The following is a 15,835-nucleotide window of genomic DNA, read 5'->3' as shown; positions in this document are numbered from 1 at the left end:
TGCGCAAGCAATGCCAGGCACGCAGTGCCTCATGCGGGGAGGTCGCGTATGAGCACGCAGAAGACCGCCCTCATCATGGCTGGTGGAACCGGCGGCCACATCTTCCCCGGCTTGGCCGTGGCCGAGGAACTGCGCGCACGCGGCTGGCGTGTGCACTGGCTGGGCGCGCCCGGCAGCATGGAGTCGCGCATCGTGCCGCAGCAAGGCTTTGCGCTGGAACTCATCGATTTTTCGGGCGTGCGCGGCAAGGGACTCGTCACGCTGGCCCTGTTGCCGCTGCGCCTGCTGCGTGCGTTCTGGCAGGCGCTGCAGGTCGTGCGCCGTGTGAAGCCCGACGTGGTGGTGGGCCTGGGGGGCTACATCACCTTTCCGGGCGGGATGATGGGCGTGCTCGCGGGCAAGCCCCTGGTGCTGCATGAGCAGAATTCGGTGGCGGGCATGGCGAACAAGGTCCTGGCAGGTGTGGCCGACCGGGTGTTCACCGCCTTCCCCCAGGTGTTCAAGCAGGGTCAGTGGGTGGGCAACCCCCTGCGCACCGCCTTCACGCAGCAGCCGGGCCCGGCCGAGCGGTTTGCCGGCCGCAGCGGCCCGCTGCGCCTGCTGGTGGTGGGCGGTAGCTTGGGCGCACGTGCGCTCAACGAGATCGTGCCCCAGGCCATCGCATTGATGCCGGCCGGCCAACGACCCACCGTGGTCCACCAAAGCGGTGCGGCACAGATCGATGCCCTGCGCGCCCACTACGCCGCCGCAGGGGTCGAGGCAGAGCTGACGCCTTTTATCGACGACACCGCCAGCGCGTTTGCAGCGGCCGACATCATCGTCTGCCGGGCGGGGGCGAGCACCGTCACCGAGATCGCGGCCGTGGGCGCCGCGTCCATCTTTGTCCCCTTCCCGTCGGCCGTGGACGACCACCAGACCACCAACGCGCAGTTCCTCGTGAACGCAGGAGGCGGCTGGCTGGTGCAGCAGCGCGACCTGACGCCGCAAGGGCTCTCTGAAATGCTATTGAAATTAGAGCGTCCCACACTTGTGGATGTGGCGCTCAAGGCCAAAAACATGCAAAAAATCAACGCCACCCGCGAGGTGGTGACTGCCTGCGAGGAGTTGGCCCAACCATGAAACATGCGATTCGCCACATCCATTTCGTAGGCCTCGGCGGCGCCGGCATGAGTGGCATTGCCGAAGTGCTGTTCAACCTGGGTTACCGCATCTCGGGCTCGGACCTGGCCGACAGTGCCACGCTGCGCCGCCTGGCAGACCTCGGCATCAAGACCTGTCTCGGCCACGCGGCAGCGCACATCGATGGTGCCGATGCCGTGGTCACGTCCACAGCCGTCACTTCGGACAACCCTGAAGTGCTGGCCGCACGCGAAAAGAAGATTCCCGTGGTGCCGCGCGCACTGATGCTGGCCGAGCTGATGCGCCTGAAGCAGGGCATTGCCATCGCGGGCACGCACGGCAAGACCACCACCACCAGCCTCGTGACCAGCGTGCTGGCCGAGGCGGGGCTGGATCCGACCTTCGTCATCGGCGGCAGGCTCAACAGCGCAGGCGCCAATGCCAAGCTGGGCAGCGGCGACTACATCGTGGTCGAGGCCGATGAGTCCGACGCGTCGTTCTTGAACCTGCTGCCCGTGATGGCCGTGGTGACCAACATCGACGCCGACCACATGGAGACCTATGGTCACGACTTCGGCCGCCTCAAGGGCGCGTTTGTCGATTTCCTGCACCGCATGCCGTTCTACGGCACGGCCATCCTGTGTGTGGACAGTCCCGCCGTGCGCGACATCCTGCAGAGCGTGACCTGCCCTATCACCAGCTACGGCTTCTCGGAAGACGCGCAGGTGCGCGCCATCAACGTGCGCGCCGAGGCGGGTCAGATGCGCTTCACCGTGCAGCGGCGCAACGGCGTCACGCTGCCCGACATGGAGATCGTGCTCAACCTCGCAGGCGAGCACAACGTGCTCAACGCGCTGTCGGCCATTGCCGTGGCGGTGGAGTTGAACATCCCCGACGACGCCGTGCAGCGCGCGCTGGCGGGCTTCAAGGGCGTGGGCCGGCGCTTCCAGCGCTATGGCGATCTGCCCGCGAAGGACGGCGGCACCTTCACCGTCATCGACGACTACGGCCACCACCCTGTGGAGATGGCTGCCACGCTGGCGGCCGCACGCGGTGCGTTCCCCGGGCGGCGCCTGGTGCTGGCCTTCCAGCCGCACCGCTACACCCGCACGCGCGATTGCTTTGAAGATTTCGTCAAGGTGATCGGCCATGCCGATGCGGTACTGCTCACCGAGGTGTATGCCGCAGGCGAGGCGCCAGTCGTGGCCGCCGATGGACGCTCGCTGGCCCGTGCCCTGCGTGTGGCAGGGCGCGTGGAGCCGGTGTTTGTGGACAACGTGGCTGATCTGCCCCAGGCCATTGCCAACAACGCACGCGCGGGCGACGTGGTGATGTGCATGGGAGCCGGCTCCATTGGCGCAGTGCCCGGCAAGGTGGTTGAGATGCTACAAAATAATGAGCTGAAAGCGCATGAAGGGAGCGCACTATGACCCTTCCTGAATCGAATATCGATGTGAAATCGCTGGGCAAGGTCGCCGTCCTGATGGGCGGGGACTCGGCCGAGCGCGAGGTGTCGCTGATGTCGGGCAGCGGCGTGCTGCAGGCGCTGCGCTCGCGTGGCGTGGATGCCCATGCGTTTGACCCCGCACAGAACGCGCTGGGTGATTTGAAGCGCGACGGCTACGCCCGCTGCTTCATCGCGCTGCACGGCCGACATGGCGAAGACGGCACGGTGCAGGGCGCGCTGGAGCTGCTGCGCATCCCCTACACCGGCCCCGGCGTGATGGCCTCGGCCATCGCCATGGACAAGGTCATGACCAAGCGGGTGTGGCTGGCCGAGGGCCTGCCCACGCCGCGCTATGTGTGGCTGGCGCCCGACCGGCAGCAGCGCGAGGTGGTGCGCACCGTGCCCGACGAGCTGGGCCTGCCGCTCATCGTCAAGCCGCCGCGCGAAGGCTCGTCCATCGGCGTGACCAAGGTGCGCGGCTATTCGGACATGCAGGAGGCCGTGCAGCTGTCTGCCCAGTACGACCCCGATGTGTTGTGCGAAGAGTTCATCGAGGGCGAAGAGGTGACCTGCCCCGTGCTGGGCCAGGGTGCCAGCGCCCGTGCGCTGCCGGTGATCCGCATCGTGGCGCCCGATGGCGCCTACGACTACCAGAACAAGTACTTCACCGACGACGTGAAGTACCAGTGCCCGAGCGGCCTGCCCGAGGCCGAAGAGCGCGAGATCCAGCGCATCGTGCTGGAGGCTTACCGCACCCTGGGCTGCCGGGGCTGGGGCCGTGCCGACCTGATGATTCGCGCGAGCGACCGCAAGCCCTTCCTGCTGGAGATGAACACATCCCCTGGCATGACGGGGCATTCGCTGGTGCCCATGTCGGCCCGCGCCTCGGGCATCAGCTACGAAGAGCTGTGTCTGCGCATCCTCGCGGATGCGGCACTGGACATGCCCGCAAAACCAAAGGCCGCCTGATGACCCAGACGCTGCCCGCACCCTTGGACGTCAAGCTCATGAACCTGACCGCGTCGGTCCTGTTCGTGGGCTGCGCCCTGGCCGTGCTGGCGGCGGGGGTGGGGTGGGTGCTGCGCTACCCCGGCTTTGCCATCGCACGCATCGTGGTGCAGGGCGAGCTGGTGCACAACAACGCGGTGACCCTGCGGGCCAATGTGGCGCCACATCTGGTGGGCAACTTCTTCACCGTGGATCTGCGTGCCGCCCGCGAGGCCTTCGAGCAGGTGCCCTGGGTACGCCGCGCGCAAGTGCGTCGGGTGTACCCCGGCAGCTTGCGTGTGGAGTTGCAGGAGCATGACGCGGTGGCGTACTGGGGGCCGGACAGCGGCTCAGCGCTGGTCAACAGCCAGGGCGAAGTCTTCGAGGCCAATGTGGGCGATGTGGAGCAGGAGGGCCTGCCGCGCCTGCAGGGGCCTACAGGCAGCTCGGCCGAGGTACTGCAGATGTATGGGCTGCTGGAGCCCGTGTTTAAACCCCTGGGCCTGGACGTGGAAGAGCTGCAGCTGACCGGGCGAGGCGGCTGGCGCGCCACCCTCGACAGCGAGGCCGTGGTGGAGCTGGGAGGCGGTACGCCGCAGGAAGTGGTGCAGCGCACGCAGCGTTTTGTACGCACCCTGACCCAGGTGGCCGCGCAGTATGGCCGCCGCGTGGACGCGCTGGAGTCTGCGGACCTGCGCCACGCCGGGGGCTACGCCCTGCGCCTGCGGGGTGTGACCACAGTGACTGCAGACGCAACCGGCGCGACGGCCGTGCGCAAGAGGTAATGGCATGAGGCAAGACAGAGCAAGACGCAGCACGCAGACTGGATGCAGCGTGCCGTGGGCCCCGAGAGGGCGGTGTGAGGGCTTGGTGGGACAGCGGGACAGAACCGAGAAGGGCAGAGACTGATATGGCAAGAGAATACAAAGACGTCGTCGTGGGGCTGGACATTGGCACCGCCAAGGTCATGGCCGTGGTGGCCGAGGTTCTGCCCAATGGCGAGCTCAAGCTCGCAGGCTTGGGCGTGGCCCCAAGCAACGGTCTCAAGCGTGGGGTGGTGGTCAACATCGATGCCACCGTGCAGAGCATCCAGCAGGCGCTGAAAGAGGCCGAGCTGATGGCGGACTGCAAGATCCAGCGCGTCTACACCGGCATCACGGGCAGCCACATTCGCGGTCTCAACTCCAGCGGCATGGTGGCGGTGAAGGACAAGGAAGTCACGTCGGCCGACGTTGCCCGCGTGGTGGAGACGGCCAAGGCCATCAACATCAGCAGCGACCAGCGCCTGTTGCTGGTGGAGCCGCAGGAATTCGTGATCGACGGGCAGGATGTGAAGGAGCCCATCGGCATGAGCGGCATCCGCCTGGAGGCCAAGATCCACATCGTGACCGGCGCGCAGAGCGCTGCCGAGAACATCATCAAGTGTGTGCGCCGCTGCGGCCTGGAAGTGGAGCAGCTCATGCTCAATCCGCTGGCCAGTAGCCAGGCGGTGCTGACCGACGACGAGCGCGAGCTGGGCGTGGTGGTGGTGGACATCGGCGCGGGCACGACCGATGTCGCCATCTTCACTGGCGGCGCGATCCGCCACACCGCGGTGATTCCAATTGCGGGCGACCTCATCACCAGCGACATCGCCATGGCACTGCGCACGCCGACCAAGGACGCCGAGGACATCAAGGTGGAAAGCGGCTACGCCAAGCAACTGTTGGCCGACCCCGAGGCGCAGGTGGAAGTGCCCGGCCTGGGCGACCGCAGCCCGCGCATGCTGAGCAAGCAGGCGCTGGCCGGTGTGATCGAGCCGCGTGTCGAAGAAATCTTCTCGCTCGTGCAGCAGGTGGTGCGCGAGTCGGGCTACGAAGAAGTGCTGTCGTCGGGCATCGTGCTCACGGGCGGCAGCTCGGTCATGCCGGGAATGATCGAACTGGGCGAGGACATCTTCCTCAAGCCCGTGCGGCGCGGCATACCGAAGTATTCCAGCGCCCTGGCTGACATGGTGGCCCAGCCCCGTGCAGCCACCGTGATGGGGCTGCTGGAAGAAGCGCGCCTGGCACGTCTGCGCGGCTTCAAGGTGGCTCAGAAGAGTGGGTCCATGAAGACCGCATTCGGGCGCTTCAAAGATTTCATCGTGGGGAATTTCTGACCATGAAATACCCCCTGTGGCTAGCGCGTGGAAGCCCTCACCAGATACCGCGCGAGCGATGGCGATGTACAGGACCGCCACGCACTACAAAAAAAATGATCCCATCTCTCAATTGGCAATTGCATACGAATTTAGAACCAGGAGCTCCAAGATGACCATCGAAATGATCGAAGCCGAAGAATTCAACCAGGGCACCCAGATCAAGGTGATCGGTGTGGGCGGTGGCGGCAGTAATGCCGTCGAGCACATGATTGCCCGCAGCGTGCAGGGCGTGGAGTTTGTCAGCGCCAACACCGATGCACAGGCGCTCACGCGCAGCTCGGCGCACCGCGTCATCCAGCTGGGCAACAGCGGCCTGGGTGCTGGGGGCAAGCCCGAGAAAGCCCGCGATGCGGCTGAGGCGGCGGTGGCCGATATCCGTGAAGCCATCTCTGGCGCCCACATGCTGTTCATCACGGCGGGCATGGGCGGCGGCACGGGCACGGGCGCTGCGCCCGTGATCGCGCGCGTGGCCAAGGAGATGGGCATCCTGACGGTGGGCGTGGTCACCAAGCCTTTCGACTGGGAGGGCGGTCGCCGCATGAAGAATGCGGACGATGGCCTGGCCGAACTTGAAGCCAACGTGGACTCGCTGATTGTTGTGCTCAACGAGAAGCTGCTGGACGTGCTGGGCGACGACATCACCCAGGACGAGGCCTTTGCGCACGCCAATGACGTGCTCAAGAACGCTGTGGGCGGTATCGCTGAGATCATCAACGAATACGGCCAGGTGAACGTGGACTTTGAAGACGTGCGCACCGTGATGGGCGAGCCGGGCAAGGCCATGATGGGCACGGCCACGGCCAGCGGCCCAGACCGCGCACGCATCGCAGCCGAGCAGGCCATCGCCTGCCCGCTGCTTGAAGGCATCGACCTGTCGGGCGCCAAGGGTGTGCTGGTGCTGGTCACGGCCAGCAAGGGCAGCCTCAAGCTGTCCGAGTCACGCCAGGCCATGAACACCATCAACGCCTACGCATCGACCGACGCGCACGTGATCTTCGGCGCTGCCTATGACGAAAGCCTGGGCGACGAGATCCGCGTGACCGTGGTGGCCACGGGTCTGTCGCGTGCCAATGCGCGCCGGCAGCCCATCTCGGTGGTGCAGGGTGGCCTGCGCACTGGTACGGACAACATGGCCTACCAGATGCCTGTCGCCGGTGTGGGTACGCTGGGTGGTGCCGTGGGCGTGCAAGGCGGTCACACGGGCAGCGCGCAGGCCGACTATGGCAGCATGTCGGTGCCCAGCGTGTGGCGTACCAACCGCACGCAGGCCGCAGCCCGCGTGGATGCCCTGTCGTCCGGCGGTATGGATGACCTGGAAATCCCCGCCTTCCTGCGCAAGCAAGCGGACTGACAACCGCGCTGATCGCACCCTGCGGCCCCCTCCCGGGGGCTGCAAGACAAAAAGCCCTGCCGGCGCAAGCTGGCAGGGCTTTTTGACTGGGAGAACGTCAGCAGGCTCTCAGGCCTGGGCCGCCCCAGGCCTCTGAGTGGTCAGAAAGATTCCCAGTCATCGTTATTGTCAGCCGCAGGCTTGGGGCTGCTTGCCTTGGGGGGCAATGCCGCCGCTGGCGCGGGTGAAGGCGCAGCAGCACGAGGGGCTGCCGGCGCCTTGGCCAGGGCCGGGCGGGGCGCTGCCGCACGCACGGCAGGTGCCACGGCGGGGCGGGGCGCAGCTGCGGGGCGGCTGGCCGGGGCGGGCGCGGAGGTGCTGCCGTTCACGCGGAACAGCGCCACCACCTGGGTGAGCTTCATGGCTTGCTCGCGCAGGCTGTCTGCTGCTGCAGCCGACTGCTCCACCAGCGCTGAGTTCTGCTGGGTCATCTGGTCCAGTTGGTTCACGGCGGTGTTGACCTGGGCAATGCCCTGGCTCTGCTCTGATGTGGCCGAGCGGATTTCTCCAATGATGTCTGTCACGCGTTGAACGCTGTCCACGATCTCGGTCATGGTGGCGCCTGCATTGCCCACCAGTTGCGTGCCCGATGCCACCTTCTCCACAGAAGCGTCGATCAATGTCTTGATTTCCTTGGCGGCTGCAGCGCTGCGCTGTGCCAGACTGCGCACTTCGCTGGCGACCACCGCGAAACCGCGACCCTGTTCACCTGCGCGCGCTGCCTCGACGGCGGCGTTGAGCGCCAGGATGTTGGTCTGGAACGCGATCCCGTCGATGACGCCGATGATGTCGCTGATCTTGTTGCTGCTGGCGTTGATGTCCTGCATGGTGGATACCACTCGGGACACCACTTCCCCTCCGCGCGCCGCCACGGCAGCCGCTGAAGTTGCCATCTGGTTGGCGGTTTGCGCGGAGTCCGATGTCTGCTTGACGGTGCTGGTCAGCTCTTCCATGCTGCTGGCGGTGGTTTGCAGGTTGCTGGCCGTGTCTTCAGTGCGATGAGCCAGGTCGTTGTTGCCCTGGGCAATTTCCCCCGACGCCGTAGCAATGCTATCCGTGGCCGACCGTACCTCGGTCACCAGCTTGCGCAGCGAGGCCACCATGTGTGCCAAGCCATCGAGCATGGAGCCCGGTGGGGCGGCAGGGATCTGGGCATCCAGGTTGCCTTCGGCCACTTCGGACATGATGGCAATGGCGTGGGTGGGTTCGCCACCAATCTGGCGCAACACCGAGCGCGACACCAGCAGGCCGATCACCCCCACCGCCACAAACACCGCCACCACCAGAGCAAGGCTCGACCACAGGGCCTGGCGCAGCATGGCATCGACGTCGTCCGTATACAGCCCGGAGCCCACCATCCAGTTCCAGCCGTCCACTTTGACGATGTACTGCAGCTTGGGCACGGGTGTCTGCTGGCCGGGGCGCGCGAACATGGTGGGCACAAAGGCCTTGCCGTCCTTGCTGCTGCGCATGCCGTTGACCAGCAGGCCGATGATGTCCACGCCCGAACCATCCTTGACCTTGCCGAGCATGTCCTGCCCGTCCCACTCGGTCTTGAAGGGGTGCATCACGCCCACGCCCTCGGTGGTCCAGATGTAGAAATATTCGGTCTTGCCCTCGGGGCCGCCGTAGCGTGCAATGCGCAGGGCGTCCTTGGCAGCCTTCTGCGCGTCGTCCACCGACATGGCGCCACTCGCGGCCTTGGCCTGGTAACCGACCACGATGCTGTGTGCGGACTGGACGGCGGTGGTCAGCAGGTCCTTGCGGGACTCGGTGATCAGTCGCCGCTCCTGGAGGAGTGACAGGATGGCCATGATCAGCAGCGCCGTGAGCGCGGTGCCGATCATGAGCATGACTTTCATCTTGAAACTGAGTTTGCTCATGGGAGTCTCCTGTGGGGCGGGTGTCGTGTGTTCATGTTGTGGTTGTTAAGGCCCTGTGTACCAAATTGTGCGGCGAACCATGGGGCCTGCACAGTAGGTGAAAACGCGGCGGTAGCTCTACGTACGCGTCGCTTTGAGGTGCGACAAGACCTCGGCACGTGCGGGGCGGTGCCGCAGAAACTAAAATGCGCAGATGCTCCAGCAACGCACCCTCAAGACCCTGACCCGCGCCGTAGGCGTGGGTCTGCACAGCGGCCAACGGGTCGAGTTGACCCTGCGGCCCGCGCAGCCGGATACGGGCATCGTGTTCCGGCGGGTGGATCTGCCGCAGCCGGTGGACATTCCTATCCGTGCCGAGGCGGTGACGGATACGAGGCTGGCGTCCACCATCGCGGTGGGCAATGCCAAGGTGCACACGGTGGAGCACCTGATGTCAGCCTGTGCGGGGCTGGGCATCGACAACCTGTACGTGGATATCACGGCCGAAGAGGTCCCCATCCTCGATGGGTCTTCGGCCTCGTTTGTGTTCCTGTTGCAAAGCGCCGGAGTGGAACTGCAGAACGCACCCAAGCGCTTCATCCGCGTCACCCGGCCCGTTGAGGTGCGCGAGGGTGAGGGCGCCAACGCCAAGTGGGCGCGCCTCACGCCGTACCACGGCTACAAGCTCAGCTTCGAAATCGACTTCGACCACCCGGCCGTGGACTCCACCGGCCAGCGCGTCGAGTTTGACCTGGGGCAAGGCAACTACAGCCGCGACATTGCCCGCGCGCGCACCTTCGGCTTCACCCGTGATGTGGAGATGATGCGCTCCAACGGCTTGGCGCTGGGCGGTGGGCTGGATAACGCCATCGTGATGGACGACTACAAGGTGCTTAACAGCGACGGCCTGCGCTACGACGACGAGTTCGTGAAGCACAAGATCCTGGATGCCATGGGTGACCTGTACCTCATCGGCAAGCCGCTGCTGGCCGCCTACAGTGCGTTCCGCTCGGGCCATGCCATGAACAACCTCTTGCTGCGCGAGCTGCTGGCCCAGCGTGATGCCTGGGAGGTGGTCACGTTCGAGGACGAGCGCCAGGCTCCCACCGGCTTTGCGCAGCCTGCGCGCGCCTGGTAAGGCCCACTGGCCATGTTGATCTTTCGCTGGCTAGCCATGCTGCTGCTGCTGGCGGCGGCCGTGTCTTTCGCGTTTTACGCGGGCACCGGGCAGCCGCGCTACAAGCGCCTGGGGCTCGTCATCCTCAAGTGGACAGTGATTGCCGCCGTCTTTTTCTTCGCGGTGATCCTCATCGGCCGCCTGGCCTGATGTATCTGTTGATTGGGGGGCTCTGCTGCCCCGTTTTTCCTCTGCCCTATACTCGCGCCTGCTCCGGGGTGTGCTGATGCGCTGAGATGCGAGAGGCCTGAAGAAATTCAGGCCAGCTTGCGAACCCGACGAACTTGATCCGGTTCATACCGGCGGAAGAAGAGCCGACCTCCTTGTCCCCGTGCCCGCACTCCCTGTGGACACGCCTTGCCTCAGGTGCTGCCATGCGCAGCCACCCGAGGGGCGCACAGGTCCATTCCGGAGCAGACCCACCGCCACCGGAACCAGGAGACCTGCCCATGAACGCCCCCGACCCCCACGCCACACTGGCTGCCCCTGAAAAGTTCGCCGAGCTGCTCGCACGCACCCGCGAACCCTTCCCCGCATCCCGCAAGGCCTATATCCCCGGCCATCTGCACACCGACCTGCGCGTGCCCGTGCGCGACATCGCGCTCACCAACGGAGAGCTGGTCAGCGTGTACGACACCTCCGGTCCTTACACCGACCCTGAAGCCGTGATCGACGTGCGCAAGGGCCTGGCCAGCGTGCGCGGTAGCTGGATCGCCGGCCGTGGCGATGTGGAGCACTACGAAGGCCGCGCCCCCGTAGCGCTGGACGACGGCCAAAAGAGCGAAGATGCCACCCGCCTCGCCCAGCTGCGCGCCGAGGCCGCCGCCTTGCAGCGCAAGCCCCTGCGCGCCAAGGCGGGTGCCAATGTCACGCAGATGCACTACGCCAAGAAGGGCATCGTCACGCCCGAGATGGAATACGTCGCCATCCGCGAAAACGGCAAGCGTGAGTGGATGGAACAGTACATGGCCGACGCAGGCCGTGAAAAGCGCCTGATGGGCAACCCGATGGGCGCCAGCATCCCGCGCATCATCACCCCCGAATTTGTGCGCGACGAAGTGGCTCGGGGCCGCGCCATCATCCCCGCCAACATCAACCACCCCGAGGTGGAACCGATGGCGATTGGCCGCAACTTCCTGGTCAAGATCAACGCCAACATCGGTAACTCGGCTGTCACCTCCAGCATCGAAGAAGAAGTGGAAAAGCTCGTCTGGGCCATCCGCTGGGGGGCCGACAACGTGATGGACCTGTCCACTGGCAAGAACATCCACACCACACGCGACTGGATCGTGCGCAACAGCCCTGTGCCCATCGGCACGGTGCCGATCTACCAGGCGCTCGAAAAAGTGGGTGGCGTGGCCGAAGACCTGACCTGGGCGATCTTCCGCGACACGCTCATCGAGCAGGCCGAGCAGGGCGTGGATTACTTCACCATCCATGCGGGCGTGCGCCTCGCTTACATCCACCTCACGGCGCAGCGGCGCACGGGCATCGTCTCGCGCGGCGGCTCCATCATGGCCAAGTGGTGCATGGCGCACCACCGCGAGAGCTTTTTGTACGAGCACTTCGAAGACATCTGCGACATCATGAAGGCGTACGACGTGTCGTTCAGCCTGGGTGACGGCCTGCGGCCTGGCTGCGCGTCCGATGCCAACGACGAAGCGCAATTTGCCGAGCTGCACACGCTGGGCGAGCTGACCCAGGTGGCCTGGAAGCACGACGTGCAGACCATGATCGAAGGCCCGGGCCATGTGCCCATGCACATGATCCAGGCCAACATGACCGAGCAGCTCAAGACCTGCCACGAGGCGCCTTTCTACACCCTGGGCCCGCTGACCATCGACATCGCCCCCGGCTACGACCACATTGCCTCGGCCATTGGCGCGGCCATGATCGGCTGGATGGGCACGGCCATGTTGTGCTACGTGACGCCCAAGGAGCACCTGGGACTGCCCGACCGCGACGACGTGAAGCAGGGGATCATTGCCTACAAGATCGCCGCCCACGCGGCCGATGTGGCCAAGGGCCACCCGGGTGCCCGCGCGCGCGACGATGCGCTCAGCCAGGCGCGCTTTGACTTCCGCTGGCAGGACCAGTTCAACCTGGGCCTGGACCCTGAGACCGCCAAGGAATACCACGACGAGACCCTGCCCAAGGACTCGGCCAAGGTGGCGCATTTCTGCTCGATGTGTGGCCCCAAGTTCTGCTCGATGAAGATCACCCAGGAGGTGCGTGACTTCGCCGCCCAGAAGGGTGTGGCCGAGGCTGACGCCCTGGCCCAGGGCATGCAGACCAAGGCGGCGGAGTTCCAGAAGGGCGGGGGCGAGCTGTACATCCCGCTCAAGCCCGTGTGACAGCAGCGCAATAAGCGCAGCTACTGGCCCCGAGGATTCCCTGAAACAGGGCCCCGGGGCCGTGCTTACCCTGTGCGGTGGACCGTCTTGCCCGGCATATAGTCCCGCCCACCCCCGGCCCAGAAGGCGGGGGGTGTGTGTGGCACCAAATTTGCTATGCTGGACTGTCTGTTAAAAAATGTAAGGAAGAGCCATGAATGCTCTCGGCCGCTTCTCCATCCGCACGCGTCTCTACTTCGGAACCGTCTTTTCCCTGATCCTTCTGGTCGTCATTGGTGCCATGGGCTACGTGGCCCTGGACCGAACGCGCGGCACGCTGCAGGTGCTGTTTTCAGAACGCGTGCAGACGCTGACCGACATGTCCGAGCTGCGCACCACCCTGGGTGACCTGCGCCGGACCGAAAAAGACATCATCATCAACTTCAACAACTCGGTCGAGGTCTCTGCCCTGCGCGAGTCCTGGGCCAAAACCCTGACCTCCCTGCGCAAGCGCCTGGCCGATGTGCGGCAAGTGCAGTCGGGCGATGCCGAGTTTGTGGCCTCGATCGACAAATCGCTCGATGAGATCAAGCAGTACGAAACCGGCATCTCACCCATCTTCGAAAAGATCGAGGGCGCGCAGCTCGACGGCGCAGGGGGCGGCGCCTACGCCGACCGCCTGAAGGTCCACATGGAAGCCACCGACAAGCTGTTCTCCAGCCTGGCGGGTTCGGCACGTGCGCAGATGGACGAGGCCCGCGCGGGTGTCGAATCGCGCACCTCCACCATGGCCGCACTGATTGGTGTGGGCCTGGTGCTGGCGCTGGCGGTGCTGATTCCGCTCACGTTCTTCAGCGTGCGTTCCATCACCAAGTCCCTCGGACAGGCCCAGGAGCTGGCCGAACGCATTGCCAGTGGCGATTTGTCGCGCGATGTGGCAGCCATGAACCAGGATGAAGTGGGCCAGCTGGTGGGCGCCATGGGCCGCATGCAGGACTCGTTGCGTGACCTGGTGCGCCAGGTGCAGGACGCGGCGGGCAACATCTCCACCGCCAGCTCCGAGATCGCCAGCGGCAACCATGACCTGAGCCACCGCACCGAGCAGACAGCGGCCAACCTGGAAGAGACCGCCTCGTCGATGGAGGTGCTGACCAGCACCGTGCAGCAAAGCGCCCAGGCCTCGCGCCAGGCCAGCGACTTTGCCTCGTCCGCCGCCGAGGTGGCTGCGCGCGGTGGCGCCGTGGTGTCGCAGGTGGTGACCACCATGGACCAGATCACCACCAGCTCGCGCAAGATTGCCGACATCACGGGCGTGATCGATTCGATTGCGTTCCAGACCAACATCCTGGCGCTCAACGCGGCGGTGGAAGCCGCCCGTGCCGGTGAGCAGGGCCGTGGCTTTGCGGTGGTGGCCAGCGAGGTGCGCAACCTGGCGCAGCGCAGCGCCGAAGCGGCCAAGGAGATCAAGGGCCTGATCGGTTCGTCGGTGGAGCGGGTCGAAGACGGCTCGCGCCTGGTAAGCCAGGCCGGCCAGACCATGACCGAGATCGTGAGCAGCGTGCGGCGCGTGTCCGACATCATTGCGGAGATCACCGCTTCGTCGGCCGAGCAAAGCGACAACATCGGCCAGATCAGCCAGTCGGTCACGCAGCTCGACCAGATGACCCAGCAGAACGCGGCGCTGGTGGAGGAGTCCACCGCAGCGTCCGAGTCGCTGCGCGAGCAGGCGCACCACCTCAATAGCGCGGTCAGCCAGTTCAAGCTGCAGGATGGCGCGACGGCATCCCCGGCGTTTAGCACCTCGGCACCCGCAACGCCCGCCGCACCTGCGATGGCCCAGGTGGGGCGCCGGCCCGCGCTGCAGATCCGGTAGTTTGAAGTGTTTTTGGTTGGTAGCGCTAGTGCTTCATGCACTAGCAGCTATCAAAAACGTAGCAAATCAGTCCCGCGTCACCCGCAGCACTTCTTCGCGGCTGGTGATGCCGGCGGCAATCAGGCGTTCGCCATCGTCCCGCATCAGCGCCATGCCACCCGCCAGCGCTGCGGTGCGGATGTCGGCCTCTGAGGCCTGGTTGTGGATCTGTGCCCGGATCGCGTCCGTGGTCACCAGCAACTCGAACACGCCCGTGCGGCCGGTGTAACCCGTCTGGCCGCAGTGCTCGCAGCCTGCGCCGTGGCAGTGGCTGCAGAACTTGCGCACCAGGCGCTGGGCCAGCACGCCCAGCAGCGACGACGACAGCAGGAACGGCTCCACGCCCATGTCCGTCAGTCGCGTGACCGCGCTGGCGGCGTCGTTGGTGTGCAGGGTGGCCAGCACCAGGTGGCCCGTCAGCGAGGCCTGGATGGCGATCTGCGCGGTCTCGAAATCGCGGATTTCACCAATCATGATGATGTCCGGGTCCTGCCGCAGGATGGCGCGCAGGGCCTTGGCAAAGGTCAGCTCGATCTTGCTGTTGACCTGGGTCTGGCCCACGCCCGGCAGCTCGTATTCGATGGGGTCTTCCACCGTCATGATGTTGTTGCGCGTGGCGTCGAGCCGGCCCAGCGCTGCATACAGCGTGGTCGTCTTGCCCGAGCCTGTGGGGCCGGTGACCAGGATGATGCCGTGCGGCTGGCCGATCAGGCCCTCAAAGCGGCGCAGGGTGTCGCCCTGCATGCCCACGGCCTCCAGGCTCAGCTTGCTTTCACTCTTGTCCAGCAGGCGCAGCACGGCGCGCTCGCCGTGCGCGCTGGGCAGGGTGGAGACGCGCACGTCGATGGCACGGGTGCCCAGGCGCAGGCTGATGCGGCCGTCCTGGGGCAGGCGTTTTTCGCTGATGTCCAGGTCGGCCATGATCTTCAGGCGCGAGATCAATGCGGCGTGCAGCGCGCGGTTGGGCTGCACCACTTCGCGCAGCGTGCCATCCACGCGAAAGCGCACGCTGCTGTGGCGCTCGTAGGGCTCGATGTGGATATCGCTCGCGCCGTCGCGCGCGGCCTGCGTGAGCAGGGCGTTGAGCATGCGGATGATGGGCGCGTCGCCGGCTGATTCCAGCAGGTCCTCGACGGCCGGCAGCTCCTGCATCATGCGCGAGAGGTCGGCGTCGCTCTCAACCTCGCTCACCACGGTGGCGGCGCTCGATTCGCTGTGCGAATAGGCCGCGCTGATGCGCTGGGCCAGGGCCGGGGCATCGAGCGCAAGCAGTTGCTGCACCGGGTGCTTGCGCAGCACTTCGGACAGCGCGCCCGCGTCGGGGCTGGGGCCGTGCCACAGCACCAGCTGGTGGCCGTCGTCTTCCAGCAGCAGCTGGGCGGTGCGGGCAAAGGCGTAGGGCAGGGGGTGGCGCATGCGTGGCGGC

12 protein-coding genes and 1 riboswitch are annotated in these 15,835 nt (G+C 65.8%); of the genes, 10 read left to right on the top strand and 2 right to left on the bottom strand.

Going from position 1 to position 15,835, the window contains the following annotated elements:
- The first annotated feature begins 48 nt into the window (after nucleotides 1-48).
- From murG to ftsZ, 6 genes are all read left to right on the top strand, one after another.
- The gene (gene murG, locus ASC83_RS05370) at nucleotides 49-1,119 is read left to right on the top strand and encodes an undecaprenyldiphospho-muramoylpentapeptide beta-N-acetylglucosaminyltransferase (RefSeq protein ID WP_056059209.1); all 1,071 of its coding nucleotides are present in this window, start codon (nucleotides 49-51) and stop codon (nucleotides 1,117-1,119) included.
- Nucleotides 1,116-2,549 (top strand): UDP-N-acetylmuramate--L-alanine ligase, encoded by a 1,434-nt coding sequence (gene murC / locus ASC83_RS05365; protein ID WP_056059203.1) that lies wholly within the window; start codon nucleotides 1,116-1,118, stop codon nucleotides 2,547-2,549. The genes murG and murC overlap by 4 nt, the downstream gene beginning before the upstream one ends.
- Nucleotides 2,546-3,535: a D-alanine--D-alanine ligase gene (locus tag ASC83_RS05360; protein ID WP_056059202.1), complete on the top strand. Its 990-nt coding sequence runs from the start codon at nucleotides 2,546-2,548 to the stop codon at nucleotides 3,533-3,535. The genes murC and ASC83_RS05360 overlap by 4 nt, the downstream gene beginning before the upstream one ends.
- Nucleotides 3,535-4,338, top strand: coding sequence for a cell division protein FtsQ/DivIB (locus ASC83_RS05355; protein WP_056059199.1), 804 nt, complete (start codon nucleotides 3,535-3,537; stop codon nucleotides 4,336-4,338). The genes ASC83_RS05360 and ASC83_RS05355 overlap by 1 nt, the downstream gene beginning before the upstream one ends.
- A gap of 125 nt (nucleotides 4,339-4,463) precedes the next feature.
- Nucleotides 4,464-5,693, top strand: coding sequence for a cell division protein FtsA (ftsA, locus tag ASC83_RS05350; protein WP_015012559.1), 1,230 nt, complete (start codon nucleotides 4,464-4,466; stop codon nucleotides 5,691-5,693).
- Between the two features lie 151 nt (nucleotides 5,694-5,844).
- The gene (ftsZ, locus tag ASC83_RS05345) at nucleotides 5,845-7,086 is read left to right on the top strand and encodes a cell division protein FtsZ (protein WP_056059196.1); all 1,242 of its coding nucleotides are present in this window, start codon (nucleotides 5,845-5,847) and stop codon (nucleotides 7,084-7,086) included.
- A gap of 140 nt (nucleotides 7,087-7,226) precedes the next feature.
- Here ftsZ and ASC83_RS05340 read toward each other — a convergent pair whose 3' ends face one another.
- Nucleotides 7,227-9,008 (bottom strand): methyl-accepting chemotaxis protein, encoded by a 1,782-nt coding sequence (locus ASC83_RS05340; protein WP_056059191.1) that lies wholly within the window; start codon nucleotides 9,006-9,008, stop codon nucleotides 7,227-7,229.
- A gap of 193 nt (nucleotides 9,009-9,201) precedes the next feature.
- On the opposite strand from ASC83_RS05340, the gene lpxC reads away from it, so the two are divergent.
- The 4 genes from lpxC (at nucleotide 9,202) to ASC83_RS05325 (ending at nucleotide 14,370) form a co-directional block, all read left to right on the top strand.
- The gene (lpxC, locus tag ASC83_RS05335; RefSeq protein WP_015012562.1) at nucleotides 9,202-10,125 is read left to right on the top strand and encodes a UDP-3-O-acyl-N-acetylglucosamine deacetylase; all 924 of its coding nucleotides are present in this window, start codon (nucleotides 9,202-9,204) and stop codon (nucleotides 10,123-10,125) included.
- A gap of 12 nt (nucleotides 10,126-10,137) precedes the next feature.
- Nucleotides 10,138-10,314 carry a hypothetical protein gene (locus ASC83_RS24130; RefSeq protein WP_015012563.1) on the top strand — a complete coding sequence of 59 codons (177 nt, stop codon included), beginning with the start codon at nucleotides 10,138-10,140 and terminating at the stop codon, nucleotides 10,312-10,314.
- A gap of 54 nt (nucleotides 10,315-10,368) precedes the next feature.
- Nucleotides 10,369-10,492, top strand: a riboswitch (TPP riboswitch).
- A gap of 148 nt (nucleotides 10,493-10,640) precedes the next feature.
- On the top strand, nucleotides 10,641-12,518 hold the full coding sequence (thiC, locus tag ASC83_RS05330; RefSeq protein ID WP_056059961.1) for a phosphomethylpyrimidine synthase ThiC: 1,878 nt from the start codon (nucleotides 10,641-10,643) through the stop codon (nucleotides 12,516-12,518).
- Nucleotides 12,519-12,711: 193 nt separating this feature from the next.
- The gene (locus ASC83_RS05325) at nucleotides 12,712-14,370 is read left to right on the top strand and encodes a methyl-accepting chemotaxis protein (protein ID WP_056059188.1); all 1,659 of its coding nucleotides are present in this window, start codon (nucleotides 12,712-12,714) and stop codon (nucleotides 14,368-14,370) included.
- A 66-nt stretch (nucleotides 14,371-14,436) separates the two neighbouring features.
- Here the strand turns inward: ASC83_RS05325 and ASC83_RS05320 are convergent, their stop codons facing one another.
- Nucleotides 14,437-15,825 (bottom strand): GspE/PulE family protein, encoded by a 1,389-nt coding sequence (locus ASC83_RS05320; protein ID WP_056059185.1) that lies wholly within the window; start codon nucleotides 15,823-15,825, stop codon nucleotides 14,437-14,439.
- Nucleotides 15,826-15,835: the final 10 nt, after the last annotated feature.

The sequence above is a fragment of the Acidovorax sp. Root402 genome (assembly GCF_001425125.1).
GTDB lineage: Bacteria > Pseudomonadota > Gammaproteobacteria > Burkholderiales > Burkholderiaceae_C > Acidovorax > Acidovorax delafieldii.
This window is presented reverse-complemented; position numbering and strand designations above follow the sequence as displayed.